The 25,101-nt window shown below is 55.9% G+C and carries 20 protein-coding genes; 12 read left to right on the forward strand and 8 right to left on the reverse strand.

All coding sequences use genetic code 11. The features are described 5' to 3' along the window. The first annotated feature begins 31 nt into the window (after positions 1 to 31). The 3 genes from der (at position 32) to RTU33_RS02410 (ending at position 2,932) form a co-directional block, all read left to right on the forward strand. The gene (gene der / locus RTU33_RS02400) at positions 32 to 1,510 is read left to right on the forward strand and encodes a ribosome biogenesis GTPase Der (RefSeq protein WP_312625037.1); all 1,479 of its coding nucleotides are present in this window, start codon (positions 32 to 34) and stop codon (positions 1,508 to 1,510) included. Between the two features lie 74 nt (positions 1,511 to 1,584). Next, complete coding sequence (locus tag RTU33_RS02405; RefSeq protein WP_312625284.1) at positions 1,585 to 2,676, forward strand: Gfo/Idh/MocA family oxidoreductase; 1,092 nt, start codon at positions 1,585 to 1,587, stop codon at positions 2,674 to 2,676. Positions 2,677 to 2,716: 40 nt separating this feature from the next. Then, the gene (locus tag RTU33_RS02410) at positions 2,717 to 2,932 is read left to right on the forward strand and encodes a zinc ribbon domain-containing protein (RefSeq protein ID WP_312625039.1); all 216 of its coding nucleotides are present in this window, start codon (positions 2,717 to 2,719) and stop codon (positions 2,930 to 2,932) included. 126 nt (positions 2,933 to 3,058) lie between these two features. Here RTU33_RS02410 and xseA read toward each other — a convergent pair whose 3' ends face one another. Next, positions 3,059 to 4,432: an exodeoxyribonuclease VII large subunit gene (gene xseA, locus RTU33_RS02415; protein ID WP_312625041.1), complete on the reverse strand. Its 1,374-nt coding sequence runs from the start codon at positions 4,430 to 4,432 to the stop codon at positions 3,059 to 3,061. 160 nt (positions 4,433 to 4,592) lie between these two features. Between xseA and guaB the strand changes: the two genes are divergently transcribed. Then, the gene (gene guaB, locus RTU33_RS02420; protein WP_312625042.1) at positions 4,593 to 6,059 is read left to right on the forward strand and encodes an IMP dehydrogenase; all 1,467 of its coding nucleotides are present in this window, start codon (positions 4,593 to 4,595) and stop codon (positions 6,057 to 6,059) included. A 66-nt stretch (positions 6,060 to 6,125) separates the two neighbouring features. Next, a complete protein-coding gene (guaA, locus tag RTU33_RS02425; protein ID WP_312625043.1) occupies positions 6,126 to 7,703 on the forward strand; it encodes a glutamine-hydrolyzing GMP synthase in 1,578 nt (525 codons plus the stop codon). A gap of 128 nt (positions 7,704 to 7,831) precedes the next feature. On the opposite strand, the gene RTU33_RS02430 is transcribed toward guaA, so the two are convergent. Next, entirely contained in the window at positions 7,832 to 8,752 is a 921-nt protein-coding gene (locus RTU33_RS02430; protein ID WP_312625044.1) for an AraC family transcriptional regulator, read from the reverse strand. 96 nt (positions 8,753 to 8,848) lie between these two features. Here RTU33_RS02430 and RTU33_RS02435 point away from each other — a divergent pair, with 96 nt between their 5' ends. Continuing rightward, complete coding sequence (locus tag RTU33_RS02435) at positions 8,849 to 9,601, forward strand: SDR family oxidoreductase (RefSeq protein WP_312625045.1); 753 nt, start codon at positions 8,849 to 8,851, stop codon at positions 9,599 to 9,601. A gap of 130 nt (positions 9,602 to 9,731) precedes the next feature. On the opposite strand, the gene RTU33_RS02440 is transcribed toward RTU33_RS02435, so the two are convergent. Continuing rightward, positions 9,732 to 11,042 carry an MFS transporter gene (locus RTU33_RS02440; RefSeq protein ID WP_312625046.1) on the reverse strand — a complete coding sequence of 437 codons (1,311 nt, stop codon included), beginning with the start codon at positions 11,040 to 11,042 and terminating at the stop codon, positions 9,732 to 9,734. Between the two features lie 103 nt (positions 11,043 to 11,145). After that, positions 11,146 to 11,328, reverse strand: a complete 183-nt coding sequence (locus tag RTU33_RS02445; protein WP_409438217.1) for a YfgG family protein — start codon at positions 11,326 to 11,328, stop codon at positions 11,146 to 11,148. A 331-nt stretch (positions 11,329 to 11,659) separates the two neighbouring features. Here RTU33_RS02445 and RTU33_RS02450 point away from each other — a divergent pair, with 331 nt between their 5' ends. Continuing rightward, entirely contained in the window at positions 11,660 to 13,885 is a 2,226-nt protein-coding gene (locus RTU33_RS02450) for an EAL domain-containing protein (protein ID WP_312625048.1), read from the forward strand. Positions 13,886 to 13,895: 10 nt separating this feature from the next. Here RTU33_RS02450 and ppx read toward each other — a convergent pair whose 3' ends face one another. From ppx to purM, 4 genes are all read right to left on the reverse strand, one after another. Further along, positions 13,896 to 15,437 carry an exopolyphosphatase gene (ppx, locus tag RTU33_RS02455; protein ID WP_312625049.1) on the reverse strand — a complete coding sequence of 514 codons (1,542 nt, stop codon included), beginning with the start codon at positions 15,435 to 15,437 and terminating at the stop codon, positions 13,896 to 13,898. Positions 15,438 to 15,440: 3 nt separating this feature from the next. Beyond that, positions 15,441 to 17,501: a polyphosphate kinase 1 gene (ppk1, locus tag RTU33_RS02460; RefSeq protein ID WP_312625050.1), complete on the reverse strand. Its 2,061-nt coding sequence runs from the start codon at positions 17,499 to 17,501 to the stop codon at positions 15,441 to 15,443. Positions 17,502 to 17,709: 208 nt separating this feature from the next. Next, the gene (gene purN, locus RTU33_RS02465; RefSeq protein ID WP_312625051.1) at positions 17,710 to 18,351 is read right to left on the reverse strand and encodes a phosphoribosylglycinamide formyltransferase; all 642 of its coding nucleotides are present in this window, start codon (positions 18,349 to 18,351) and stop codon (positions 17,710 to 17,712) included. Beyond that, positions 18,351 to 19,388 carry a phosphoribosylformylglycinamidine cyclo-ligase gene (gene purM, locus RTU33_RS02470; RefSeq protein ID WP_312625052.1) on the reverse strand — a complete coding sequence of 346 codons (1,038 nt, stop codon included), beginning with the start codon at positions 19,386 to 19,388 and terminating at the stop codon, positions 18,351 to 18,353. Before purM ends, purN begins: the two co-directional genes overlap by 1 nt. Before the next feature lie 251 nt (positions 19,389 to 19,639). Between purM and bglK the strand changes: the two genes are divergently transcribed. The 5 genes from bglK (at position 19,640) to RTU33_RS02495 (ending at position 24,992) form a co-directional block, all read left to right on the forward strand. Then, on the forward strand, positions 19,640 to 20,515 hold the full coding sequence (gene bglK / locus RTU33_RS02475) for a beta-glucoside kinase BglK (RefSeq protein ID WP_312625054.1): 876 nt from the start codon (positions 19,640 to 19,642) through the stop codon (positions 20,513 to 20,515). Positions 20,516 to 20,528: 13 nt separating this feature from the next. Beyond that, a complete protein-coding gene (locus RTU33_RS02480; protein WP_312625055.1) occupies positions 20,529 to 21,959 on the forward strand; it encodes a 6-phospho-beta-glucosidase in 1,431 nt (476 codons plus the stop codon). Between the two features lie 227 nt (positions 21,960 to 22,186). Next, on the forward strand, positions 22,187 to 22,813 hold the full coding sequence (gene upp / locus RTU33_RS02485; RefSeq protein ID WP_312625056.1) for a uracil phosphoribosyltransferase: 627 nt from the start codon (positions 22,187 to 22,189) through the stop codon (positions 22,811 to 22,813). An 81-nt stretch (positions 22,814 to 22,894) separates the two neighbouring features. Then, the gene (gene uraA, locus RTU33_RS02490) at positions 22,895 to 24,184 is read left to right on the forward strand and encodes a uracil permease (protein ID WP_312625058.1); all 1,290 of its coding nucleotides are present in this window, start codon (positions 22,895 to 22,897) and stop codon (positions 24,182 to 24,184) included. Between the two features lie 106 nt (positions 24,185 to 24,290). After that, the gene (locus RTU33_RS02495) at positions 24,291 to 24,992 is read left to right on the forward strand and encodes a DnaA inactivator Hda (protein WP_312625285.1); all 702 of its coding nucleotides are present in this window, start codon (positions 24,291 to 24,293) and stop codon (positions 24,990 to 24,992) included. The last annotated feature ends 109 nt before the right edge of the window (positions 24,993 to 25,101 follow it).

Here is a 25,101-nt window from a genome sequence, read left to right on the forward strand (position 1 = left end):
TACTGTTTTTAGATTTTAAGAGGCATTTATCATGGTACCTGTGGTCGCGCTTGTCGGGCGCCCTAACGTTGGAAAATCCACGCTGTTTAACCGTCTGACGCGCACGCGAGATGCGCTGGTCGCGGATTTCCCGGGTCTGACTCGTGACCGTAAGTACGGTCGTGCTGAAGTGGAAGGCCGCGAGTTTATCTGTATCGATACCGGCGGTATCGACGGCACGGAAGAGGGCGTGGAAACGCGTATGGCGGAACAGTCGCTGCTGGCGATTGAAGAAGCTGACGTGGTGCTGTTTATGGTTGATGCGCGCGCCGGGCTGATGCCTGCGGATGTGGCTATTGCTAAGCATCTGCGCTCGCGTGATAAAGCCACCTTCCTCGTTGCTAACAAAACGGACGGTATCGACCCGGATCAGGCGATGGCTGACTTCTGGTCTTTGGGCCTTGGCGATATTCATCCGATTGCCGCTTCTCATGGCCGCGGTGTGACCAGCCTGCTGGAACTCGCGCTGCTGCCGTACATGGACGAAATCTCCCCCGCTGAAGAAGTGGACGAAGACGCCGAGTACTGGGCGCAGTTTGAAGCAAATGAAAACGGCGAGGAAGCTGAGGAGCCCGAAGAGGCTTTCAATCCGCAGGATCTGCCGATTAAGCTGGCTATCGTTGGCCGTCCGAACGTGGGTAAGTCAACGCTAACTAACCGTATTCTTGGCGAAGACCGCGTCGTGGTCTACGACATGCCTGGCACCACGCGCGACAGCATCTATATCCCGATGGAGCGCGATGAGCGCGAATACGTGCTCATCGACACCGCCGGTGTGCGCAAGCGCGGCAAAATCACCGATACCGTTGAGAAATTCTCGGTAATCAAAACGTTGCAGGCTATCGAAGACGCTAACGTGGTGATGCTGGTTATTGATGCTCGTGAAGGCATTTCCGATCAGGATCTCTCGCTGCTCGGCTTTATCCTCAATAGTGGGCGCTCACTGGTGATCGTGGTCAACAAATGGGATGGCCTGAGCAACGACGTAAGAGAGCAGGTTAAAGAGACCCTCGATTTCCGTCTGGGCTTTATCGACTTTGCGCGTGTGCACTTCATTTCTGCTCTGCACGGTAGCGGCGTCGGCAACCTGTTCGAATCCGTCCGCGAAGCGTATGACAGCTCTACCAAACGTCAGAGCACCGCGATGTTAACCCGCATCATGAATATGGCGCAGGACGATCATCAGCCGCCGCTGGTTCGCGGTCGTCGCGTGAAGCTGAAGTATGCGCACGCCGGTGGCTATAACCCGCCGATTGTGGTGATTCACGGTAACCAGGTGAAAGACCTGCCGGATTCCTACAAGCGCTACCTGATGAACTACTTCCGCAAATCCCTGGACGTGATGGGCACGCCTATCCGTATCCAGTTCAAGGAAGGGGATAACCCGTTTGCGAACAAGCGCAACACCCTGACGCCAAACCAGATGCGTAAGCGTAAGCGCCTGATCAAGCACATCAAGAAAAGCAAGTAATCGCCGGTTCTGTACTGGCGTGGTACCTGCACTAACCCGCCTTATGGCGGGTTTTTTTGTCTTCGGGGTTGATGATGAAATTTGGATTTATTGGTCTTGGGGCGGTGATCGAAACCGCATACCTGCCTGCACTAAAACGGCTCAACGTACCGCTTGAGCATTGTTACGGTTTCGATGTGGATGTATCCCGCGCGCCGGACGGGATTCAGCGCTGCGAATCGCTGGATGCGTTACTGGCAATGAAGCATGAAATGGTGCTTATCACAACGTCTTCCCTGTGGCATTTGCCCGTGCTGGAGCAGGTGCTCCGCTCAGAGGTGCCGCGTATTGTGGTAGAGAAACCTGTCGCGGCGACGCTGGAGCAGCTCGCTCACCTTCAGGCGCTGCTGGCTGAGCCCGAAAATGCCACGCGTATTCTTGCACTCGATCACTGGATGGCGCGAGACGGCGTGGCACAACTTGTGCGTGGCGAAATTGAAAATGACTGGCAGCCAGAAGCGGGTGCTGCATTGGTTTCACCATTAATCGCCTCGCTTGCCGATATTGTTAAAATCGAGGGCTACTTACTGGAGCCCAGCGGATTTAACGATAAAGGCGAACCCGTTGCGCTGAATTTCGCCACCGGCGAGCCGGACACGCGCACGCTCAAACACCCGGACGGCGTTATAGTCGATATTGGCACTCATGTGCTGGCGATGATGCATGAGACGCTGGCAGTACTCGGTGCAGATAATCAGTTAGCGCTTACTTTAGTTGAGGCCAAAGACCGCCTGGGTCATCCGATTGCGAAAGGAGACATTGCGACTGCCGAAGGGAGCGCCCATCTGCGAGGGCAACTTAGCGGCATTCCTCTGGAAATATGGCTGAACAAATATGCCGGGCCCGCCGGCGGGCAAAAAGGTATTCGCCTGTATCTGCGTGACGGTACCGTTTTGAGCCAGGATCGGCTCGGTGCGGGTGAAGTACTGGAAATCTTGCAAAGTGAAAACGTTCATCGCTGGACGCTTAACGGCGCTGTTTATGAGCGTTGCCTGGCACGCTGCATCCTGGGTGAAAACAGCCTGTTTGTGCGTGCTCCCGAGCAGGTTAGCCACTTCACTCAGCGGCGCATTGCTGAAGTCACAGCTCTGCTGCAGCTACAGCAGCAACTGCGCGGCCCGCATTAACCGTTGTGGTAAAATAATCGCAAACTATCAGGAGGTCACAATGGCGCTGAATTGTCCGGTTTGTCATGGCGCGCTGGAGCAGCAGAGCGGCCAGGGGCACTGCGCATACTGCCAGCAGGATTTCGCCCTGCAGGCACTCTGCCCGGAATGCCATAAGCCGTTAGAAGTGCTGAAAGCCTGCGGCGCGGTGGATTATTTCTGCCAGAACGGCCATGGGCTGATTTCGAAAAAGCGCGTGGAGTTTAAGCTGGTTTAAGCCGTTGTGCGTTTTGCCGGATGCGGCGCTAGCGCCTTATCCGGCCTACGACACTGCGCTTACCGGGCCGACGAAACTATCCTGAATTTTTTGTAGGCCGGGCAAACGAAGTGCCGCCCGGCAACGTTATGGTGCTTTGCGCGCCCGCGTTTTCTTCACCGCAGTCACTTTTGTCACTTCGCTTTCCACCACACCATCTTCCAGGCGGGTCGTGAGTTTATCTCCGGCGGTCAGCTGTTTCGTTTTCTTCACCAGCTTGCCGTCTGCTGCGGTGGTTACGCTGTAGCCGCGCGCTAGCGTCGAGAGAGGACTTACCGCTTCCAGATGCGTCACCGCATTCCCAAAACGTTCGCGCGTGGTGCTTAACTGTGTGCGAAGCGTCTGCGCCAGCCGGTATTCCAGCTGCTGAATACGCGTCTGCGCACGATAAATACGAGGCTGAGGATTTTGCTGGTTCAGGCGCTGAGTGAGCCGTTGCTGGCGCTGAGACGTTTTCTTCAGCTGATTGTCGAGGGCAAAGCTCATCCTCTGGCGCAGCCTGTCGAGCACGGTTTGCTGGCGCGCCAGACGTAGCTGCGGATGCTGTTGCTGCAGACGATGATGCAGCAGGCTAAAGCGGCGATTACGGCCCGCGATGAAGTAATCCATCGCCATTTCCAGCCTCTGCTGTGCCGATTGCACCTGACGCAATAATTCCAGCTGATTACGGCTGACCATTTCGGCGGCAGCGGAGGGCGTTGGTGCCCGTAAATCGGCGACGAAATCCGCAATGGTTACGTCGGTTTCATGGCCGACGGCGCTGACGACCGGAATGCGGCTGGCGAAAATTGCCCGCGCCACGCGCTCGTCGTTAAAGCTCCATAAATCTTCCAGCGAGCCGCCGCCGCGGCCAACGATCAGCACATCGCACTCTTCCCTCTGATTTGCCAGCTCAATGGCGCGAACAATCTGTCCCGGCGCATCTTCACCCTGTACAGAAGTGGGATAAATCACCACCGGCAGCGATGGATCGCGGCGTTTCAGCACATGCAGAACGTCATGCAGCGCGGCTCCGGTTTTTGAAGTGATCACACCGACACGGTGCGCAGGAGAGGGAAGATGTTGTTTGAACTGCTGATCGAATAACCCTTCGGCCGACAGCTTTGCCTTCAGCTGATCGTATTTTTGCTGCAGCAACCCTTCGCCGGCAGGCTGCATGCTTTCGACGATGATCTGGTAGTCGCCGCGCGGCTCATACAGCGTGATGTTGGCGCGGACCAAAACCTGCTGGCCATGCTGTGGGCGAAACGTCACGCGACGATTGCTGTTGCGGAACATCGCACAGCGCACCTGGGCGTTGTCGTCTTTGAGCGTAAAATACCAGTGGCCGGAGGAGGGCTGAGAAAAGTTGGAGATTTCGCCGCTGATCCACACTTGCCCCATCTCCTGCTCAAGCAGCAGACGCACCGTCTGATTCAGGCGGCTGACGGTAAAAACTGAGGGGGATTGAGAGGGTAACATGTGAGCGAGATCAAATTCTAAATCAGCAGGTTATTCAGTCGATAGTAACTTGCTCAGAGGCCAGCGCAAGTATTATTTGCAAAAAAGTGTGGATGCAACCGATTACGCTCTGTATAATGCCACGGCAATATTTATTAACCTCCAGGTAGAGATATTGCCCATGCTACGTATCGCCAAAGAAGCCCTGACGTTTGACGACGTCCTCCTCGTTCCCGCTCACTCCACCGTTTTGCCGAATACTGCCGATCTCAGCACTCAGCTGACCAAGTCCATTCGTCTTAACATTCCTATGCTCTCTGCGGCAATGGACACCGTGACTGAAGCGCGTCTGGCCATCGCCCTGGCCCAGGAAGGCGGCATCGGCTTTATCCATAAGAACATGTCCATTGAGCGCCAGGCGGAAGAAGTTCGCCGCGTGAAGAAGCATGAATCCGGCGTCGTGTCTGACCCACAGACCGTGCTGCCAACGACTACGCTTGCTGAAGTCAAAGAGCTGACCGCACGTAACGGCTTTGCCGGTTACCCGGTTGTGACGGAAAGCAACGAGCTGGTCGGCATCATCACCGGTCGCGATGTGCGCTTCGTGACCGACCTGAACCAGCCTGTCAGCGTTTACATGACGCCGAAAGAGCGCCTCGTCACCGTGCGTGAAGGCGAAACCCGTGAAGTTGTGTTCGCTAAAATGCATGAAAAGCGCGTTGAGAAAGCGCTGGTTGTGGATGCGAACTTCCACCTGCGCGGCATGATTACCGTAAAAGATTTCCAGAAAGCAGAACGTAAGCCTAACGCCTGTAAAGATGAGCAGGGGCGTCTGCGCGTCGGTGCGGCAGTAGGCGCCGGTGCCGGTAACGAAGAGCGCGTTGATGCGCTGGTTGCGGCAGGCGTGGACGTGCTGCTGATTGACTCCTCTCACGGTCACTCTGAAGGCGTTCTGCAACGTATTCGTGATACCCGTGCGAAATACCCTGACCTGCAGATCATCGGCGGTAACGTGGCGACTGGAGCAGGCGCTCGCGCGCTGGCTGACGCAGGCTGTAGCGCAGTTAAAGTGGGTATCGGTCCTGGCTCTATCTGTACTACCCGTATCGTTACCGGCGTGGGCGTGCCGCAGATCACTGCTGTATCTGACGCGGTTGAAGCGCTGGAAGGTACCGGTATCCCGGTTATCGCTGACGGCGGTATCCGCTTCTCTGGCGACATTGCCAAAGCGATCGCCGCAGGTGCTGCCGCCGTTATGGTTGGCTCTATGCTCGCTGGTACCGAAGAATCCCCGGGTGAAATCGAACTCTACCAGGGCCGTTCTTACAAATCATACCGCGGTATGGGTTCCCTGGGCGCGATGTCCAAAGGCTCCTCTGACCGTTACTTCCAGACCGATAACGCTGCTGACAAACTGGTGCCGGAAGGTATCGAAGGTCGCGTTGCCTATAAAGGCCGTCTGAAAGAGATTATTCACCAGCAGATGGGCGGCCTGCGCTCCTGTATGGGCCTGACCGGCTGTGGTACCATCGACGCGCTGCGTACCAAAGCTGAATTCGTCCGCATCAGCGGCGCGGGCATTCAGGAGAGCCACGTTCACGACGTGACTATCACTAAAGAATCCCCGAACTACCGTCTGGGTTCTTAATCGTTTCCGCGCCCGGCTTATGCCGGGCGCTTTGATTTTGTTTCACTTGCCCTGGAATTACCGTCAATGACCGACAACATTCATAAGCATCGCATTCTTATCCTCGATTTCGGTTCTCAGTACACTCAGCTGGTAGCGCGTCGCGTACGTGAGCTCGGCGTTTACTGCGAACTGTGGGCCTGGGACGTTACCGAAGCACAAATTCGTGAGTTCAATCCGAGCGGTATCATCCTCTCCGGCGGCCCGGAAAGCACCACTGAAGACAACAGCCCACGTGCGCCAGAGTACGTATTTAACGCAGGCGTTCCGGTGTTCGGCGTTTGCTATGGTATGCAGACTATGGCGATGCAGCTCGGCGGCCACGTTGAGTCCTCCAACGAGCGCGAGTTTGGTTACGCGCAGGTTGAAGTTGTGAACGACAGCGCGCTGATCCACGGTATCGAAGATTCCCTGACCGCCGAAGGCAAACCGCTGCTGGACGTATGGATGAGCCACGGCGATAAAGTCACCGCTATTCCGGCTGATTTCGTCACCGTTGCCAGCACCGAAACCTGTCCGTTCGCGATTATGGCGAATGAAGAAAAACGCTTCTACGGCGTGCAGTTCCATCCGGAAGTGACCCACACCCGCCAGGGCCTGCGTATGCTGGAGCGCTTCGTGCGCGACATCTGCCAGTGCGAAGCGCTGTGGACCCCCGCTAAGATTATCGACGACGCTGTCGCACGTATTCGCGAGCAGGTTGGTGATGACAAAGTCATCCTCGGCCTTTCCGGTGGCGTAGATTCTTCCGTTACCGCGATGCTGCTGCACCGCGCTATCGGCAAAAATCTGACCTGCGTGTTTGTCGACAACGGCCTGCTGCGCCTGAACGAAGCTCAGCAGGTAATGGACATGTTTGGCGACCACTTTGGTCTGAACATCGTGCACGTTGAAGGTGAAAAGCGCTTCCTGGATGCGCTGGCTGGTGAAAACGATCCTGAAGCCAAACGCAAAATCATCGGTCGCGTGTTCGTGGAAGTCTTCGACGAAGAAGCACTGAAGCTGGAAGACGTGAAGTGGCTGGCTCAAGGTACCATCTACCCGGACGTTATCGAGTCGGCGGCTTCTGCAACCGGTAAAGCGCACGTCATCAAATCTCACCACAACGTGGGCGGCCTGCCGAAAGAGATGAAGATGGGCCTCGTAGAGCCGCTGCGTGAGCTGTTCAAAGACGAAGTGCGTAAAATTGGTCTGGAGCTGGGCCTGCCGTACGACATGCTCTATCGTCATCCGTTCCCGGGGCCAGGTCTGGGCGTGCGCGTGCTGGGCGAAGTGAAGAAAGAGTACTGCGACCTGCTGCGCCGTGCCGATGCTATCTTCATCGAAGAGCTGCACAAAGCCGATCTTTACAACAAAGTGAGCCAGGCGTTCACCGTGTTCCTGCCGGTACGTTCCGTGGGCGTAATGGGCGATGGCCGTAAGTACGACTGGGTTGTTTCCCTGCGTGCGGTAGAAACCATCGACTTTATGACTGCGCACTGGGCGCATCTGCCATATGACTTCCTGGGCCGCGTCTCCAACCGCATTATCAACGAAGTGAACGGTATTTCCCGCGTGGTGTATGACATCAGCGGTAAGCCGCCAGCAACGATTGAGTGGGAATAAGCCCGTCGCCAGAGTGCTGCGTTAAGACCCTGAAGCTCGCCTGACGGCGGGCTTTTTTATTGCGTGCTGAAAAATATGCCCTGCGGGCGTGGCTATCTACAGCGTTGCTTGCGTTAAGGCTCTTCGGGCTATGGCTCCGGCGTGTTGGCGGCAGTCTTGCGCGCATACTGGCGAGGGGACAAGCCCGCGTATCGCGTGAACGCTACGCTAAAGCTACTTCCCGAGCCATAGCCCACCTGGGCGGCAATCTGCTCAATGGCAGGTTCCTGCGTGCGCAGCAGCTGTTTTGCCAGCGCCATGCGCCATGCCAGCAGATATTCCATTGGCCTTTGTCCAACAATACGACTGAAGCGCTCAAAAAAGGCCGAACGTGACAGCGAAGCGGCTGAAGCCAGTTCGGCAACGGTCCACGGGTGTTCAGGACGCTCATGAAGCGCGCGAAGCGCGGCCGCAAGTCGAATATCGCTCAGGCCCCGGAGCAGACCCGGCGCGGCTGCAGTGTCCGTTCCGCAGCGGAGAGCTTCAATCAGCAGCACTTCCAGCAGTCGCTCCAGTACCAGCTCTTTTGCCGACCGTTGCTGGCGCGACTCCTCGCCGATGAGCTGTATCAGAGTGGCAAGCCGGGGGCTGTCACGTACAAGTAGCGCTTCCGGCAGAAGAGAAACGAGCAGGGCGGCATCCGGCGCAGCGAAGCTGCAGTGGCCGATGACCATGCGCGCATCGACCGGGTCGTGCTGGCATCCGACGCGAAAGTGTCCTTCGCTGATCCGTACGGGCAGCGTTGCGGGCATCTCCGCAGGAGCGTCAGGGCTGCTACTAATCAGCTCCCGCATTGCCGGTGCAAGTACAAAATCACCCGCGTGGAGATCGAATTGCTGCACTCCGCCGAAGTTTATGCGGCAGCTTCCCTCAAGGATTGCGCAATAGAAGGGTTCTCCGGTGGCTTCCCGGTGAGTTCGCCACGTGCCGCCACACTCCACCAGCTTTGAAAAACGAGCGGCAGGTTGCAGCAGAGTGACGATTTGCGCCAGCGGATCGGTGGTGATCATTTCAGGACTTTGGCTAAAGTAAAGGGGACTATGGATTATAGTCAGTCCATATTGCCGTCGCTACTATGGAATCGTTCATTTTTAGTGGAGACGATTATGCCTACAGTAATGATTACCGGCTGTTCAACCGGCTTTGGTCTGGAAACCGCCCGCCTTTTTCTGAGAAAAGGCTGGCAGGTGGTTGCAACGATGCGGACGCCTGATGCGAGCATGCTTCCGGTTTCGGATCGGCTGAGTCTGCTCAGACTCGACGTTACCGATCCTGCCAGCATTGCGCAGGCCGTGAAGGCCGCCGGTCCCGTAGATGTTCTGGTCAATAACGCCGGGCTTGGTGCGGCGTCGCCAATTGAGCTTACGGCCCCCGAGACAGTACAGACCCTGTTTCAGACCAATACGGTGGGGACGCTGGCGATGATCCAGGCCGTCGTGCCTCAGATGCGGCAGCGCCGGGCCGGCGTTATTATTAACGTGACGTCTACGGTCACGCTCAAAACGATGCCGATTGTTGGTGTCTACCGGGCCAGCAAGGCGGCCGTAAACGCCCTGACTGAATCGCTGGCGGTTGAAATAGCGCCCTTTGGCATGCGAGCACATATCGTTTTGCCCGGTCGCTCGCCGGAAACAAACTTTAGCGCGAACGCTCGTTCGCACCTGCATGGCACAGACAATCCGGACTATGAGCCTCTGTTCCAGCAGTTTATCGCCAGCGTGCAGGATGAGAGTGGCCCTGTGACCCACGCTGTGGACGTTGCCGAAGCGGTATGGCGTGCGGCAACCGATCCTTCTGCTCCGTTACGTATTCCCGCAGGGGCGGATGCAGAGCAGTGGATGGCCGAAGCCGGGCGTTAGCCTGGCGGATTACGCCGGGGTTAAGAGTTCGTTGGTTATGCCTGAATGAGCCTGAACCTGTATAGAAACACTCCCCGGATTGTCGTCGGGGAGTTTTAAATAATGCCGCCTTTGCGCCTGACGGCTAAGTTCAGGCTACCCTGTCTGCGCTCTCGCCTTCCTCTTCCTGCGCTTCATTTGGGGTATCCACCATCACTTCCTGAATGACCTCTTCATCCAGCGTCGGGTTGAGTACAGCGGCCAGCGGTGAGGAGGTCAGGCTGTCGGGCATGACCACGTGAGGCAGGGGAGCATCGACGATAATTTCGGGCTGACGCTTTCTGATCCAGCTGATCGCCCCAATAGTTACCCCGCAAAGCGTGAAGCAGAAATAGAGCACGTTTCCGCCGAAAGGCTGCATCACCGCACCGGTGACGAGTGGACCTACGCAGGCACCTATGCCGAATGCCATTAACAGACAGGCGGTGAGCGAGACGCGCCGCTGCGGATCAACGTAGTCGTTAGCAATGGCCACGCCGAGTGGATAAAGCGAAAACATCGCCATGCTTGAGACAAAGGCTATTCCCAGTAGCCACCAGAAGCTTAAATGCGGCAGGACGGAGAGCGGCAAAGACGCCAGCGCGAAAAGCACCGCCGTGTAAAACAGCAGGCGCTGACGGTCATAGCGGTCAGACAGCCAGCTCAAAGGGAATTGTGAAACCATCCCTGCGAAAATAGTTACGCCCATAAAGAGCCCTGTCTGTTGGGTAGTCAGCCCTTTTGAAATGGCAAACACCGGCGCGAGGCCATAAAACGCGCCCGCGGCCATGCCCATTACCAGCGTTGCAGCCAGCAGCTTCGGTATAGCTTTAAAGAAATAGCCCAGCTCCATCGGGGCTGGCGACATTGGCTGGGCGGTGGTGCGGGTGGTAAGCGCAATTGGCACCAGACAAAGAGCGAAGCAAAGTGCCACGATCAGCAGCATCGAAGGGCTGGTTCCGGCGGCCGCCATCAGGATAATCTGCCCGCCGCACAGGCCAAGGTAGGTCGCCACCATATACAGGCCGAAAATGGTGCCGCGCTGAGACGGCTCCGCGCGATCGTTGAGCCAGCTTTCCAGCACCATGTACTGGCACATCATGCAAAGGCCAATTACCAGGCGCAGGAAAATCCATAAGGGAATAAAGTCGCTGAGGCCGTGGCCCACGACCGAGGCGGTGATGATCCCTGCGCAGGAGACGTAAGCGCGAATATGTCCGACGCGGGCAATGAGGTTGTGTCCGACCTTGCCGCCAATCACCAGCCCCAGATAGTTTGCGGCGGTGATCGCCCCGATGATCGTCCCGTTCACCTCGTCATGGGCGAGGCGTAGCGAGATGTAAGTCGTCAGCAGGCCGGAGCCGAGCAGCATCAGTAGCGTGGTGGTGTACAGCGGCAGAAAAGCGTTGAGCACGTTCTTCATACGGATCCCTGTATTGGCATGTCATTACGGGTTCAAACCATCGTGCTTGGTTTTTCCGCAGGATGCAAATTCAGGAACGGACAATGAGAGGCGTTTGGCAGGGTTAGTTTTGCCCGGTACGCACCTGAGGCTCAGTGACCTGGCTTGACTGCTGCGCGGCTTTTTTATCCTGGTGGTGATACCAGGCGCCCACAGAAGAATAGATGAAGCGGCCAACGAAAAAGAGGAAGCTGATAAGAATAATGATCCGGGTCATGCGGCTGTTGAACTGGTGTCGTTTGCGCATAGGAGTTGCCTGGCTCACTGAAGGGTCCTTTAAAAATGCCCGATTCGGGCGATGGGCCTATTAAGGCACAGCGGGGCAGCAGGGTCAATTAACAATTGGGTAAAAATTGTGCAAATCCGGTGCCGGGTAGCACAACTGGGGCGTGAGAATATCGCCTGAAGTAGGATTTTTCCGGCTGGCTCCTTTTGTTGATTTAAGTCAAATCGCTTGCGCTGCCGCTAACTATAATCTCTTGCCTCGATCCGTACTGTGGATTTGTCGGGATCGCCCATCAGGTTGGATGCCTGTCTGACTCTGCCCCATCGGGAATGGGAACTGCCCTTGAGCATCTATGCACCTTACTGAACTCTACAAAAAAACTCGTGATAAATGGTGGGGACTCCCACTTATTCTGCCTCTTATCCTGCTACCAGTCGCCCGAAGTGCGAACACCTTCACCCGGATCGATGGCGGGATTGTTTCGCTTTACTATTTGCCGCTGGCGTTGCTTCTGACGCTGATGCTTTTCTTTGGCTGGGACGCGCTGCCCGGCATTGTGCTGGGTATCTGGTTTATCATCGCTCAGGGCATGTCGGTGCCTGAACGTGTCGTCATCGTCTTCCATTTTTTAATTCCGGTGATCCTGAGCTGGGGCGGCTATCGGGTGTTTGTCCCGCACCGACATTCCATCACCTACGGCAGTACGCGGCTGATGCCGCAGCGCCTCTTTTGGCAGGTCTTTTTCCCCGCCACGGTGTTTCAATTACTGCTATTGGCCTGCGTCTTTTTTGACATTCTTCCTGCCAGTATTTCGCTGGCAGGTGCTGGTCCGCTGACGCTGCACAGCCTGATTAACTATCAATCCATGCTGGTGGGATGCTTAACGGGGGTACCGCTCTGCTACCTGGTAATCAGGGCTGTCCGCAATCCTTTGTACCTGCGCTCGTTTTATTCTCAGCTTCGTCTGCAGATTGACTATAAAGTTTCAACGATGGAGATCGCACTCTGGTCGCTGATTTTATTGATGATTATTGGATTACTTTTTATTCCAGAGCCGAATGCTGCTTCTATTTTTACCACCAACTACACGCTCTCTCTGCTGCTGCCCGTGATGCTGTGGGGGGCAATGCGCTTTGGCTATCGTCTGATGTCCATTATATGGACGCTGGTGCTTATCGTCAGTATTCACTTCTATTACCGCTACATTCCGGTTTATTCGAGCTACAGCACACAGCTGGCGATCACGTCGTCGAGCTACCTGGTGTTCTCATTTATCGTGATGTACATGGCGATGCTTGCGACAGAACAGCGCATTATCCATGCCCGGGTGAAGCGGATGGCGTATATTGACCCCGTAGTTCAGATGCCAAATCTGTGGGCGCTAAGCCGTAAGCTATCTTCCACGCCGTGGTCCGTGCTTTGCTTCCTGCGTATACCGGAGCTGGAAGTGCTCGGGCGCCACTACGGCATGATGGTAAGGATTCAGTACAAGCAAAACCTCGGCAAATGGCTGGAGTCCGCTCTGCAGGATGGTGAGAGCATTTATCAGCTCTCCGGTCACGATCTAGTGATCCGCCTTAACACGGATTCGCACGAGCTGCGCATTGCTTCTCTCGATGCGCTTATTAAGACATTCCGCTTTGTCTGGGATGGTATGCCGCTGCAGCCTAATGTGGGCGTCAGCTATTGCCACGTTCGTTCTCCGGTGCTGCAACTGTCGATGCTGCTGGGGGAGCTGAGCTCCATTGCGAATGTGTCGCTGATTACGGGCTCTCCCGAGAATTTGCAGCACCGTAATACCGTGTATTTACAGCAGCGGCTGAAAGAAAAGGTCACGGTGATGAATCGCCTCCAGCTGGCGCTGGAACATGACGGCTTCAGCCTGATGGTTCAGCCTATCGTCGGGATCCGCGGCGACAATTACCACGAGGTGCTTATTCGTTTGCAGGGTGAAAACGATCGGCTGATCGCGCCGGAGGATTTTTTACCGGTTGCGCATGAGTTCGGTCTGTCATCGCGCATCGATCTTTGGGTGATAGAACACGCTCTGATCTTCATGGATACCCGTCGTAAAGCGCTGCCTGGCCTGCGCCTGTCGATCAATATTTCACCGTCATCGGCCTGCGGCTCGCAGTTTCCAAAAACGGTAGCAAGCCTGTTGACGCGCTATAACATTCAGGGCTGGCAGCTGGTGTTCGAGGTAACCGAAACGCAATCGCTGAGCCACCCTGAACAGGCGATGCAAAATATTGAGCAGCTCCAGGCGCTTGGCTGCCGGATTGCTATCGATGATTTTGGTACCGGTTACGCCAGCTATTCGCGGTTGAAAAAGATCAATGCCGATATCCTGAAGATCGATGGCAGCTTTATTCAGAACCTGCTTTCCAGCAGTCTGGACTACCAGATTGTGTCGTCTATCTGCCACCTTGCGCGGATGAAAAACATGCATGTCGTGGCGGAGTTCGTTGAAACGGAAGAGATTCAGCAAGCTGCACTGGAGCTGGGGATTGATTATCTGCAGGGCTTTTATATCGGCAAGCCAGAGCCTTTGGAAGGCCTGGCTGCCGCAGATGAGTGAACCGCGCCCGTCAGGCCGCGATATCGGGTGACGCTTCTTCGGTAATTTTCAGCGCCCAGCCGGTTACCGCCTGCCAGTACTGCTGCTCTTTTTCCAGATCGAGCAGCACCAGCGCGTTCTGGCTAAACCAGTCGTGCGGGAAGCACAGCGTCCAGTGATTCGCTTCGGTGGTGAGCTTCAGCGTCGGCGGAGTGGTTGTCGCCTGACGCTGGTTATTCAGCAGCACGCCGAGGCGCAGCAGCTGGATCATCGGCAAGAACTGCTTTTTCTTAAACAGCGTAAAACGCGGCAGATCGTCGAGTTTTACCGCCTTGCGATGATAGCGAACCAGCGTGGCGATAAGCATCTGCTGTTCCTGATTAAAGCCCGGCAAATCGCTGTTTTGCAGAATGTATGCCGAATGGCGGTGCATTCCGCTGTGATTGATATTCAGCCCAACCTCGTGCAGCATCGCGGACCACTTCAGCAGCGCTGCCAGCTGCGGGTGCGCCTGCTTGCCGTTTTGCTCAACCCACTGCTCGTACATGCGGTTGGTGGTTTCCAGCACGCGGCGCGCCTGTTCGCGGTCCACGTTGTACTGGCTCGCCAGACTTTCGGCGGTGCGGATACGAATATCATCGTGGCGGAAGCGACCTTCCATTTCGTACAGCACGCCCTCGCGCAGCGCGCCGTCAGACAGGCGCAGCTCTTTAATTGCCAGCGAATCAAACACGCCGCAAAGAATGGCGAGGCCAGGCATAAAGACCGCCTGGCGGTCTTCGGACAGGCCCGGCAGGCTCAGTGCGCTGAAGCTTTTGAACTTCAGTACCTCTGCAACCAACATATCCAGGCGTTCAGGGGTGATGATGCCGTCCTTCTCGCCCATTTCGACCAGCACTTCGTGCACCGCTTTAATGGTGCCCGATGCGCCCATCGCCACGTTCCAGCCCTGAATACGATACTGCCAGGAGAGCGTTTCAAGCTTCTGCACCGCCGCGAGGCGAGCGCGCTGGAAGTTCTCTTTGCTGATGGCGCCGCCGGGGAAGAACGTCTGGGCGAAGCTGACGCAGCCCATACGGCGGCTTTCCACCAGCTGCGGGGTGAAGTCTTCGCCGATCACAAGCTCCGTTGAACCGCCGCCGATGTCGATCACCAGCTTGCGGCCTTTTTCCGGCTGCGTGTGCTCCACGCCCATAAAAATCAGGCGGGCTTCTTCATTACCCGAAATGATTTCAATCGGGTAGGGGATAACCTTTTCTGCACGCTTGAGAAACTCTGGCGCGTTCAGCGCCTGGCGAAGCGTGTGGGTGCCGACGATGACCACGTTTGCCGGGGAAAACCCTTGCAGACGCTCAGCAAACAGAGAGAGGCAGCTCATGCCACGCTCTATTGCTTCTTCGCTGAGCATGTTATTTTCACCCAGGCCGTCGGCCAGATGAACGCGCTGCTTCAGGCGGCCAATAATTTGCAGTGCACCGTCGACGACGCGCGCAATCACCATATGAAAACTGTTCGATCCCAGGTCGACCGCAGCAATCTCCTGCGGTCGTGACGTTTTGGTTTTAATGGGCATAGATTAGTCGGCTTGCTCAAGGGTTTTGATGTAGTCGTAAATCGCCAGCTGGGCCCGGACTTTGCGGCGATTGCCGCGAGGCACATAGCGATTACTCAGCTCTTTGTCGATAAAACGGGCTTTTACGGTGTCGCTGAACAGCAGATCGATGATATCCAGCACCTGCTGCTTCAGGCGCGGGTCAAGCAGCGGCGTGGCGACTTCAATGCGGTAGTCGATATTTCGCGTCATCCAGTCTGCCGACGAGAGCCACACCTTTTTGCTGCCGCCGTCTTCAAAAATATAGATCCGATCGTGCTCAAGGTAGCGGTCAACGATGCTGATGACGTTAATATTTTCGCTGATGCCTTCCAGCTGCGGGATCAGCGAACACATGCCGCGGATCAGCAGATTCACCGGTACGCCGGAGCCGGACGCCGCATAGAGTCTGTCAACCAGGCCTTTGTCGACCAGATTGTTCAGCTTCAGCGTTATGCCAGAAGGCAAGCCATTCTGGGCATTGGCGATCTCTTTGTCGATCATCTCGTACAGCAGGCGGCGCGAGTTTTGCGGCGACACCATCAGGTAATCGAAATTCACCGGACGGTAAGGGTTCTCAATGAAGTTAAACACCCGACGCACTTCGTTAGTGATGCGCGCATCGGCGGTCAGCAGCGAATAGTCGGTGTAAATACGGGCGGTTTTTTCGTTGAAGTTCCCGGTGCCGATATGCGCGTAGCGCACCACTTCATCGCCCTCCTTACGTGAGATAAGGAACAGCTTGGCGTGAATTTTCAGGCCCGGCGCGGAGAAGATAACGTGCACGCCCGCTTCGGTGAGGCGCTTCGCCCAGTGAATGTTGGCCTCTTCATCAAAGCGCGCCTGAAGCTCGACCACTACGGTAACTTTTTTGCCGTTGTGGGCGGCGTGAATCATCGAATCAATGATGCGGGAGTCTTTTGCCACGCGGTAGATATTGATTTTGATCGCCAGCACGCTTGGGTCAAACGATGCCTGACGCAGCAGTTCCAGAACGTGCTCGAAGGTGTGATACGGATAGTAGAGCAGCACGTCGCGCTCGCGGATCGCATCAAACCCGTTACGGAATTTATCAAACCAGACGTGTCGCAGGCGCGGCAGCGGCTTGTTCACCAGGTTGGCTTTGCCAACGTTCGGGAAGCCGATAAAGTCCTTAAAGTTGTGGTAGCGTCCGCCGGGGACGATGGAGTCATAGCGGGTGATGGCGAACTTATTGCGCAGCATTTCGACCATCGCATCCGGCATGTCGCGCTGATAAACAAAGCGCACCGGCTCTGCGGTCAGGCGCTGCTTAAGGCTGGAAGACATCAGCTCCATCAGGCTCGATTCCATCTCGTGCACCAGGTCGTACTCGGCGTCGCGGGTCATTTTCATCGAGTAGGCGTTCAGGGCGTCGTAATCAAAGAAGCCCTTAAAGATGTCGTCGAGGCAGTAGCGAAGAATGTTATCCAGTAGGATCATCGGCTTACGGCGGCGCGGCGTTTCCGGTGGCAGGTTAACAAAGCGCGGTACTTTATCAGACGGAATTTCCAGCAGCGCGTAGCTGATTTCGTCGCCGCGAATAATCTCCACCGCCAGATAGGTGTAATCGTCCTTCAGGAACGACACCAGATCGGTTTCGCGGTTAATCAGGATTGGCGTGATGTGCTGGCGCAGATAGTGTTTAAAGTAGTGGCGCAGCCAGCCTTGCTGATTGACCGACAGCTGACGTTCGTTGATCAGGAATATCTGGTTGCGTGCCATTTCCAGCAGCAGCTCGTTATAGAGACTGTCGAATTCCTGGTCGGCCTTCAGCACCCGGGCCTGAATTTTACCGAGTAGATGGCGGGAATGGGCGGTAATGCCTTGCTCTTCACTGATGATAATGCGGCGCTTGAGTTCGGCAAAACGCACCTTGTAGAACTCATCCAGGTTATTGGAGTAGATCCCCAAAAAGCGCATGCGTTCTATCAACGGGTTGCTTTTATCCGCCGCTTCCTGGAGAACGCGCTCGTTAAATGACAACCAGCTCAGTTCTTTTTCGATATAAAGCTTATCCTGACCCATTACTCCTCACACTCCGGTTGATTGACGCGGGCAGCCCTCACATTATGGCGAGCTTTGACCTGAGATGTCCAACTGTGCCAGATAAGTATGACAGTTAATTTTTTTCTTGAGGATATTAAGGCGTTGGGGCGTAGATGCGCGGCAGCGCTGTGCTTGCCCGGGCCTACGGTTTGTAGGTCGGGTAAGCGTAGCGCCACCCGACGGTAAGTTAGTCTTCGGAAGCATGTCCCTGAGCAGGAAGCTGCACGCCGTCGAGCCAGGCGCCGTTATTTTTCATTTCCAGACGGCCATCAACAAACCAGCTGACGACCAGCGGATAGATTGCATGCTCCTGATGCTGCACGCGGTCGGTGATTTCCTCTTCCGTGTCGCCGGCAAACACCGGCACTTTGGCCTGAAGGATCACCGGGCCGCCGTCGAGCTCGTCGGTAACGAAATGCACCGAGGTGCCATGCTCTTCGTCGCCGTTGTCCAGCACCTGACGATGGGTATGCAGGCCCGGGTATTTCGGCAGCAGGGAAGGGTGAATGTTCAGCAAACGGCCATAATAGTGCGCGACAAAAGCCGGGCTGAGAATGCGCATATAGCCTGCAAGTACGACTACGTCGGGCGCGTAGGCGTCAATCTCCTGGATCAGTTCGCGATCGAAGGCTTCGCGACTGGAAAACTGACTGGCGGACAGCGCATGGGCAGGAATATCTGCTTCACGCGCTCGCTCAAGGCCGAACGCATCGGCCTTGTTGCTGAACACTGCACGCAGGGTGCCGTTGATTCTCTTCTGCTTGCAGGCATCGATAATCGCCTGCAGGTTGCTTCCGTTGCCAGAAATCAGCACCACAATGTTTTTCATTACTCGATGACCACACGCTGTTCAGAATCGGAAGCTTTGATATACCCGATTTTCCACGCGTTTTCACCTTTCTCATTCATCAGCGCGACCGCTTTATCCGCCTCAGTTGCCGGGAGCGCAATCACCATCCCTACACCGCAGTTAAAGGTGCGGTACATTTCGTGTTGGCTAACGTTGCCCGCTTTTTGCAGCCAGTTGAATACGGAAGGCCACTGCCAGGAGGATTCGTCGATTACCGCCTGGGTGTTGTCCGGCAGCACGCGCGGGATGTTCTCCCAGAAGCCGCCACCCGTCAGGTGGGCAATGGCGTGGACGTCAACGTTCGCAATCAGCTCCAGCACATTTTTCACGTAGATGCGGGTCGGGGCCAGCAGGTGATCGGCCAGCGATTTGCCTTCCAGCGCTTCGGTTTCCGGGTTGCAGCCGCTGACTTCGATGATCTTACGCACCAGAGAATAGCCGTTGGAGTGCGGACCGCTGGAGGCCAGCGCAATCAGCACGTCGCCGTCGGCCACTTTGCTGCCGTCGATAATTTCTGACTTCTCAACCACGCCGACGCAGAAACCGGCTACGTCATAATCTTCGCCGTGGTACATGCCCGGCATCTCTGCCGTTTCACCCCCGACCAGCGCGCAGCCGGACTGCAGGCAGCCTTCGGCGATGCCGGAGATAACGCTGGCTGCGGTATCGACATCCAGCTTGCCGGTGGCGTAATAGTCGAGGAAGAACAGCGGTTCAGCGCCCTGAACCACCAGGTCGTTAACGCACATCGCCACGAGATCGACGCCAATGGTGTCATGACGCTTAAGATCCATTGCCAGGCGAAGCTTGGTGCCAACGCCGTCCGTGCCGGAAACCAGCACTGGCTCACGATATTTTTGCGGCAGCGCGCACAGTGCGCCGAAGCCACCCAGGCCACCCATCACTTCCGGGCGACGGGTTTTCTTCACCACACCTTTGATTCGGTCAACCAGAGCATTACCTGCGTCAATATCAACACCGGCATCTTTGTAGCTGAGAGAGGTTTTGTCGGTCACTGCAAATCTCCACGAAGGGCGTTAGCAAATAAAATCGGCGCCATTCTAACAGCCTAAGCAAACGTTTGCGAGCCTGGGAGAGGGATATCTTTTGCTGACGAATATTTACACGATAGTGAAGCCCCGGCGGCAAATTTGAACCCGTTCACGAAAATGAAACCGGTTACGGTTTAATGCTTGCAGGTTATTGCCAGAGCACACAATATTCCACTGAAACCGGTTTCTGAAATGGCATTCGGAGGAAGGCACAGATGCACATTGCCGCGTTTGATATTGGTGGAACGGCGCTGAAAATGGGCGTAGTGACGCAGGAAGGGGCGATACTCGCCAAAAGTAAAGCCATCGTTACCGGCAGCGACGGGGATGCGATTTTAGAGGGGGTCCTGCACTGGATCGACACGCATTCTGAGTGCGAAGGCATTGCCATCAGCGCGCCAGGCTATGTGAATCCCCACTCTGGCTTTATCGAGATGGGCGGTGCTATCCGCAAGTTCGATAATTTCGCCATCAGGGCGTGGCTTGAAGAGCGCACCGGGCTTCCGGTTGCGATCGAAAACGACGCCAACTGCGTGCTGCTGGCTGAGCGCTGGCAGGGCAGAGCCGCTGAAATGAGCGATTTTCTGGTGCTGACCATCGGCACGGGGATCGGCGGTGCCATCTTCTGTAACAATCAGCTGGTGCGCGGCGCAAAATTTCGTGCGGGCGAGTTTGGCTATATGTTCACTGAACGCCCCGGCAGCCGCCATCCCACGCATTACACCATGAATGCCACCTGCACAATGCGCGTTCTGCGCAGCCGTTACAGCCAACACTGTGGTAAAGCGCTGGAAGAAGTCAGCGGTGAGGAGATTTTTGATGCCTGGGATGCCGGTGATGTGACCTGCCAGCGTCTGGTCGAAGAGTTCTTCAATGGCCTGGGCGCCGGGCTTTACAACCTGGTTAATCTTTTCGATCCGCAGGTGATATTGCTCGGCGGCGGCGTTACGGAGCGCCCCGGTTTTCTGGCGCAGCTCAAACAGCATCTCGCCTGGTTTGGCATCGACGAATACGTCGATACCGTGAGCCACGGCAACGACGCCGGGTTACTCGGCGCGGTTTATCATTTTAATCAGCAGTCTGAACGTTAAAGAGGGAGTGGTTATGTCCGGATTTAAAAGCGATTTTCTGTGGGGCGGGGCCGTGGCGGCACATCAGCTGGAAGGCGGCTGGAAAGAGGGCGGCAAAGGCCCAAGCGTGGCTGATGTGATGACAGCAGGCGCTCACGGCCTGGCGCGTGAAATTACCGACGGCGTGCTGCCAGGAAAAAACTACCCGAACCACGAGGCGATCGATTTTTATCACCGCTATAAAGACGACATTAAATTGTTCGCCGAAATGGGCTTTAAATGCTTCCGCACCTCTATCGCGTGGACGCGACTGTTCCCGAAAGGCGACGAGCTGGAGCCGAACGAAGCGGGTCTGAAATTCTACGATGACCTGTTCGACGAGTGCCTGAAGTACGGCATCGAGCCGGTGATCACCCTGTCGCACTTCGAAATGCCTTACTTCCTGGTGAAAGAGTACGGCGGCTGGCGTAACCGTAAAACCATCGACTTCTTCGTGCGCTTTGCGAAAGTGGCCTTCGAGCGCTATCAGCACAAAGTGAAGTACTGGATGACCTTCAACGAAATCAACAACCAGGCCAACTACCACGAAGATTTCGCACCGTTCACCAACTCCGGCATTAAGTATGAAGAGGGTGAAGATCGCGAGCCGATTATGTATCAGGCGGCGCACTACGAGCTGGTGGCAAGCGCCCTGGCGGTGAAAATTGCCCGTGAGATTAACCCGTCATTGCAGGTCGGCTGCATGATAGCCATGTGCCCGATTTACCCGCTGACCTGCGCGCCGGATGACATGATGATGGCGATGAACGCCATGCATAAACGCTACTGGTTTACCGACGTCCACGTGCGCGGCAAATACCCGCAGCACCTGCTGAACTACTTCGACCGTCGCGGCTTTACGCTGGATATTACCGCCGAAGATAAAGCGGCGCTGCTGCAGGGCTGCGTCGATTATATCGGCTTCAGCTACTACATGTCCTTCGCAACTAAGGCGACGGAAGATAACCCAATGCTGGACTACGATGAAACGAAAGCGCTGGTCTCCAATCCGTACGTGAAGAAATCTGACTGGGGCTGGCAGATTGACCCGGTGGGGCTGCGCTACTCCCTGAACTGGTTCTGGGATCACTATCAGCTGCCGCTGTTTATTGTTGAAAACGGCTTTGGGGCGATTGACGTACGTGAAGCGGACGGCAGCGTGAATGACCAGTACCGTATCGATTATCTGTCTGCGCACATTGCTGAGATGAAAAAAGCGGTCGTGGAAGACGGCGTGGATCTGATGGGCTATACGCCATGGGGCTGTATCGATCTTGTTTCTGCCGGGACCGGCGAGATGAAAAAACGCTACGGCTTTATCTACGTTGATAAAGATAACGAAGGCAACGGCACGCTTGAGCGCAGTAAGAAGAAGTCGTTTGAGTGGTATCAGCAGGTGATCGCCAGCAACGGAAATAACCTGTAGCTGTCGGGTGGCGCTAATGCTTACCCGACCTACAATACACGTAGGCCCGCGTAAGCGTAGCGCCACCGGGCAGAACCCTGCGCCCAAGCCGGAGCCCTGCCTCCGGTTTTTTTGTCTCTAAATCACTTTGCTTGATATACGTCAAGCAACACGGGTATGGCGCAATCCAAAAAAAGCGGTATAATCCCGCGATTTTTTTGCGGATGCCACCTCAGAGGAGAAAGAGAATGAAGATTGTTGAAGTGAAACACCCACTCGTCAAACACAAGCTGGGCCTGATGCGTGAGCATGACATCAGCACTAAACGCTTCCGTGAACTCGCCTCAGAAGTTGGCAGCTTACTGACCTATGAAGCGACCTCCGATCTGGAAACCGAAACCGTTACCATCGAAGGCTGGAATGGCCCGGTGCAGATTGAGCAGATCAAAGGCAAAAAAATTACCGTTGTACCAATCCTGCGTGCAGGCCTCGGCATGATGGAAGGCGTGCTGGAGCACGTTCCGAGCGCGCGTATCAGCGTGGTCGGCATCTACCGTAATGAAGAAACCCTCGAACCGGTTCCGTATTTCCAGAAGCTGGTCTCCAACATCGACGAGCGTATGGCGCTGGTGGTTGACCCGATGCTGGCAACCGGCGGCTCTATGATCGCCACCATCGACCTGCTGAAAAACGCCGGCTGTAACAGCATTAAAGTGCTGGTACTGGTTGCTGCGCCGGAAGGTATTGCCGCGCTGGAGAAAGCGCATCCGGACGTTGAGCTGTACACCGCTTCCATTGACCAGGGCCTCAACGAGCACGGGTACATCATCCCTGGCCTCGGCGATGCCGGCGATAAGATCTTTGGTACCAAGTAAGTGATTCACTAAAAAGAGCCGACTTTGAGAGTCGGCTTTTTTTTGACTACAACACAACAACAATACTCAGAGGAAACGACTATGACGCGCCGCGCTATCGGGGTTAGTGAAAGACCGCCGCTTTTACAGACCATCCCGCTTAGTTTGCAGCATCTGTTCGCCATGTTTGGCGCAACCGTGCTGGTGCCTGTGCTTTTTCATATTAACCCGGCAACGGTCCTGCTGTTTAATGGCATCGGCACGCTGCTGTATCTGTTCATATGCAAAGGCAAAATTCCGGCCTATCTGGGCTCAAGCTTTGCGTTTATTTCCCCCGTACTGCTTCTGCTGCCGCTGGGATATGAAGTGGCGCTCGGCGGCTTTATCATGTGCGGCGTGCTGTTCTGCCTGGTGTCATTCATCGTGAAGAAAGCCGGAACCGGCTGGCTGGATGTGATGTTCCCGCCGGCAGCGATGGGCGCAATCGTCGCGGTTATCGGTCTCGAACTGGCAGGCGTTGCCGCGAACATGGCCGGTCTGCTGCCTGCCGACGGCCAGAGCGTCGACAGCAAAGTGATCATCGTGTCCATGGTGACGCTGGCTGTGACGGTGTTTGGCTCCGTGCTGTTCCGTGGCTTCCTGGCGATTATTCCTATTCTGATTGGCGTATTGGTGGGTTACGGCCTGTCATTCTCCATGGGCATGGTGGATACCGCAGCAATCAGCCAGGCGCACTGGTTTGCGCTGCCAACGTTCTATACGCCTCGCTTTGAGTGGTTTGCTATTTTCACCATTCTGCCTGCGGCGCTGGTGGTTATCGCGGAACACGTCGGCCACCTGGTGGTTACCGCGAACATCGTGAAAAAGGACCTGATCAAGGATCCTGGCCTGCACCGTTCAATGTTTGCCAACGGCCTTTCCACTGTAATCTCCGGTTTCTTCGGCTCCACGCCAAATACCACCTACGGCGAAAACATCGGCGTAATGGCGATCACCCGCGTATACAGCACCTGGGTTATCGGCGGCGCGGCGGTGATTGCTATTCTGCTCTCCTGCGTGGGTAAACTGGCGGCGGCTATCCAGATCATTCCGGTGCCGGTCATGGGCGGCGTTTCGCTGCTGCTGTATGGAGTGATCGGTGCGTCCGGTATTCGCGTGCTGATTGAATCGAAAGTGGATTACAGCAAAGCGCAGAACCTGATCCTGACCTCCGTTATCCTGATCATCGGCGTCAGCGGTGCGAAAGTTCACATTGGCGCAGCGGAGCTGAAAGGCATGGCGCTGGCAACCATCGTCGGTATTGCACTGAGCCTGATCTTCAAGCTGATCAGCGTCCTGCGTCCGGAAGAAGAAGTGCTGGACGCGGCCGACAGCGAGACGCCGTCTCACTGATCGTTCTGACGATCGAATGACCGGGCGAAGGATCCGCCCGGTTCTCTCCTTCATGGCTTTTGTGTTACACTCATCGCGTTTTTAGCAGTTCCATGTTGAGGTCACTCTGAACGCTCCGGCTCAGCTCTCTCTGCCACTCTATCTTCCCGACGACGAAACTTTCGCGAGTTTCTGGGCGGGCGATAACTCTTCTTTACTTGCCGCAGTGCAAACCATGCTGCGTCAGGAACACAGCGGATACATCTACGTCTGGTCGCGCGAAGGCGCTGGCCGCAGCCATTTGCTGCACGCGGCGTGCGCCGAACTGTCGCAGCGCGGTGATGCGGTGGGCTATGTTCCGCTCGATAAACGCACCTGGTTTGTGCCTGAAGTGCTGGAGGGAATGGAGCAACTGGCGCTGGTCTGCATCGATAATATCGAGTGCGTGGCCGGGGATGACCTGTGGGAAATGGCGATTTTCAATCTCTACAACCGCATTCTGGAATCCGGCAAAACGCGGCTGCTGATCACCGGCGACCGTCCTCCGCGTCAGCTCAATCTTGGCTTACCGGATCTGGCCTCGCGCCTCGACTGGGGGCAAATCTACAAGCTTCAGCCGCTGTCGGACGAAGACAAACTGCAGGCATTGCAGCTGCGTGCAAAAATGCGTGGTTTCGAAATGCCGGAAGACGTGTGCCGCTTCCTGATGAAGCGCCTTGACCGTGAAACCCGCACCCTGTTTATGACGCTGGATCAGCTCGATCACGCGTCAATCACCGCCCAGCGTAAGCTGACGATTCCGTTTGTGAAAGAGATCCTTAAGCTCTAGCGCGAGTTCCCCTCACCCTAACCCTCTCCCCAAAGGGGAGAGGGGATTCGATTGTGCCAACAGTAAATCCAGCGTGGTTTTCTCCCTCTCCCTTAGGGAGAGGGCAGGG

This window comes from Scandinavium sp. (genome assembly GCF_032012665.1).
Lineage (GTDB): Bacteria > Pseudomonadota > Gammaproteobacteria > Enterobacterales > Enterobacteriaceae > Scandinavium.

Bases quoted from the DNA above. Each gene is read 5' to 3' on its own strand.
- guaB (WP_312625042.1), top strand. From the start codon at position 4,593: ATGCTACGTATCGCCAAAGAAGCCCTGACGTTTGACGACGTCCTCCTC.
- uraA (WP_312625058.1), top strand. From the start codon at position 22,895: ATGACGCGCCGCGCTATCGGGGTTAGTGAAAGACCGCCGCTTTTACAG.
- RTU33_RS02450 (WP_312625048.1), top strand. From the start codon at position 11,660: ATGCACCTTACTGAACTCTACAAAAAAACTCGTGATAAATGGTGGGGA.
- xseA (WP_312625041.1), bottom strand. From the start codon at position 4,432: ATGTTACCCTCTCAATCCCCCTCAGTTTTTACCGTCAGCCGCCTGAAT.
- bglK (WP_312625054.1), top strand. From the start codon at position 19,640: ATGCACATTGCCGCGTTTGATATTGGTGGAACGGCGCTGAAAATGGGC.
- RTU33_RS02430 (WP_312625044.1), bottom strand. From the start codon at position 8,752: ATGATCACCACCGATCCGCTGGCGCAAATCGTCACTCTGCTGCAACCT.
- der (WP_312625037.1), top strand. From the start codon at position 32: ATGGTACCTGTGGTCGCGCTTGTCGGGCGCCCTAACGTTGGAAAATCC.
- RTU33_RS02405 (WP_312625284.1), top strand. From the start codon at position 1,585: ATGAAATTTGGATTTATTGGTCTTGGGGCGGTGATCGAAACCGCATAC.
- guaA (WP_312625043.1), top strand. From the start codon at position 6,126: ATGACCGACAACATTCATAAGCATCGCATTCTTATCCTCGATTTCGGT.
- ppk1 (WP_312625050.1), bottom strand. From the start codon at position 17,501: ATGGGTCAGGATAAGCTTTATATCGAAAAAGAACTGAGCTGGTTGTCA.
- RTU33_RS02435 (WP_312625045.1), top strand. From the start codon at position 8,849: ATGCCTACAGTAATGATTACCGGCTGTTCAACCGGCTTTGGTCTGGAA.
- upp (WP_312625056.1), top strand. From the start codon at position 22,187: ATGAAGATTGTTGAAGTGAAACACCCACTCGTCAAACACAAGCTGGGC.
- RTU33_RS02445 (WP_409438217.1), bottom strand. From the start codon at position 11,328: ATGCGCAAACGACACCAGTTCAACAGCCGCATGACCCGGATCATTATT.
- RTU33_RS02480 (WP_312625055.1), top strand. From the start codon at position 20,529: ATGTCCGGATTTAAAAGCGATTTTCTGTGGGGCGGGGCCGTGGCGGCA.
- RTU33_RS02410 (WP_312625039.1), top strand. From the start codon at position 2,717: ATGGCGCTGAATTGTCCGGTTTGTCATGGCGCGCTGGAGCAGCAGAGC.
- purN (WP_312625051.1), bottom strand. From the start codon at position 18,351: ATGAAAAACATTGTGGTGCTGATTTCTGGCAACGGAAGCAACCTGCAG.
- RTU33_RS02440 (WP_312625046.1), bottom strand. From the start codon at position 11,042: ATGAAGAACGTGCTCAACGCTTTTCTGCCGCTGTACACCACCACGCTA.
- ppx (WP_312625049.1), bottom strand. From the start codon at position 15,437: ATGCCCATTAAAACCAAAACGTCACGACCGCAGGAGATTGCTGCGGTC.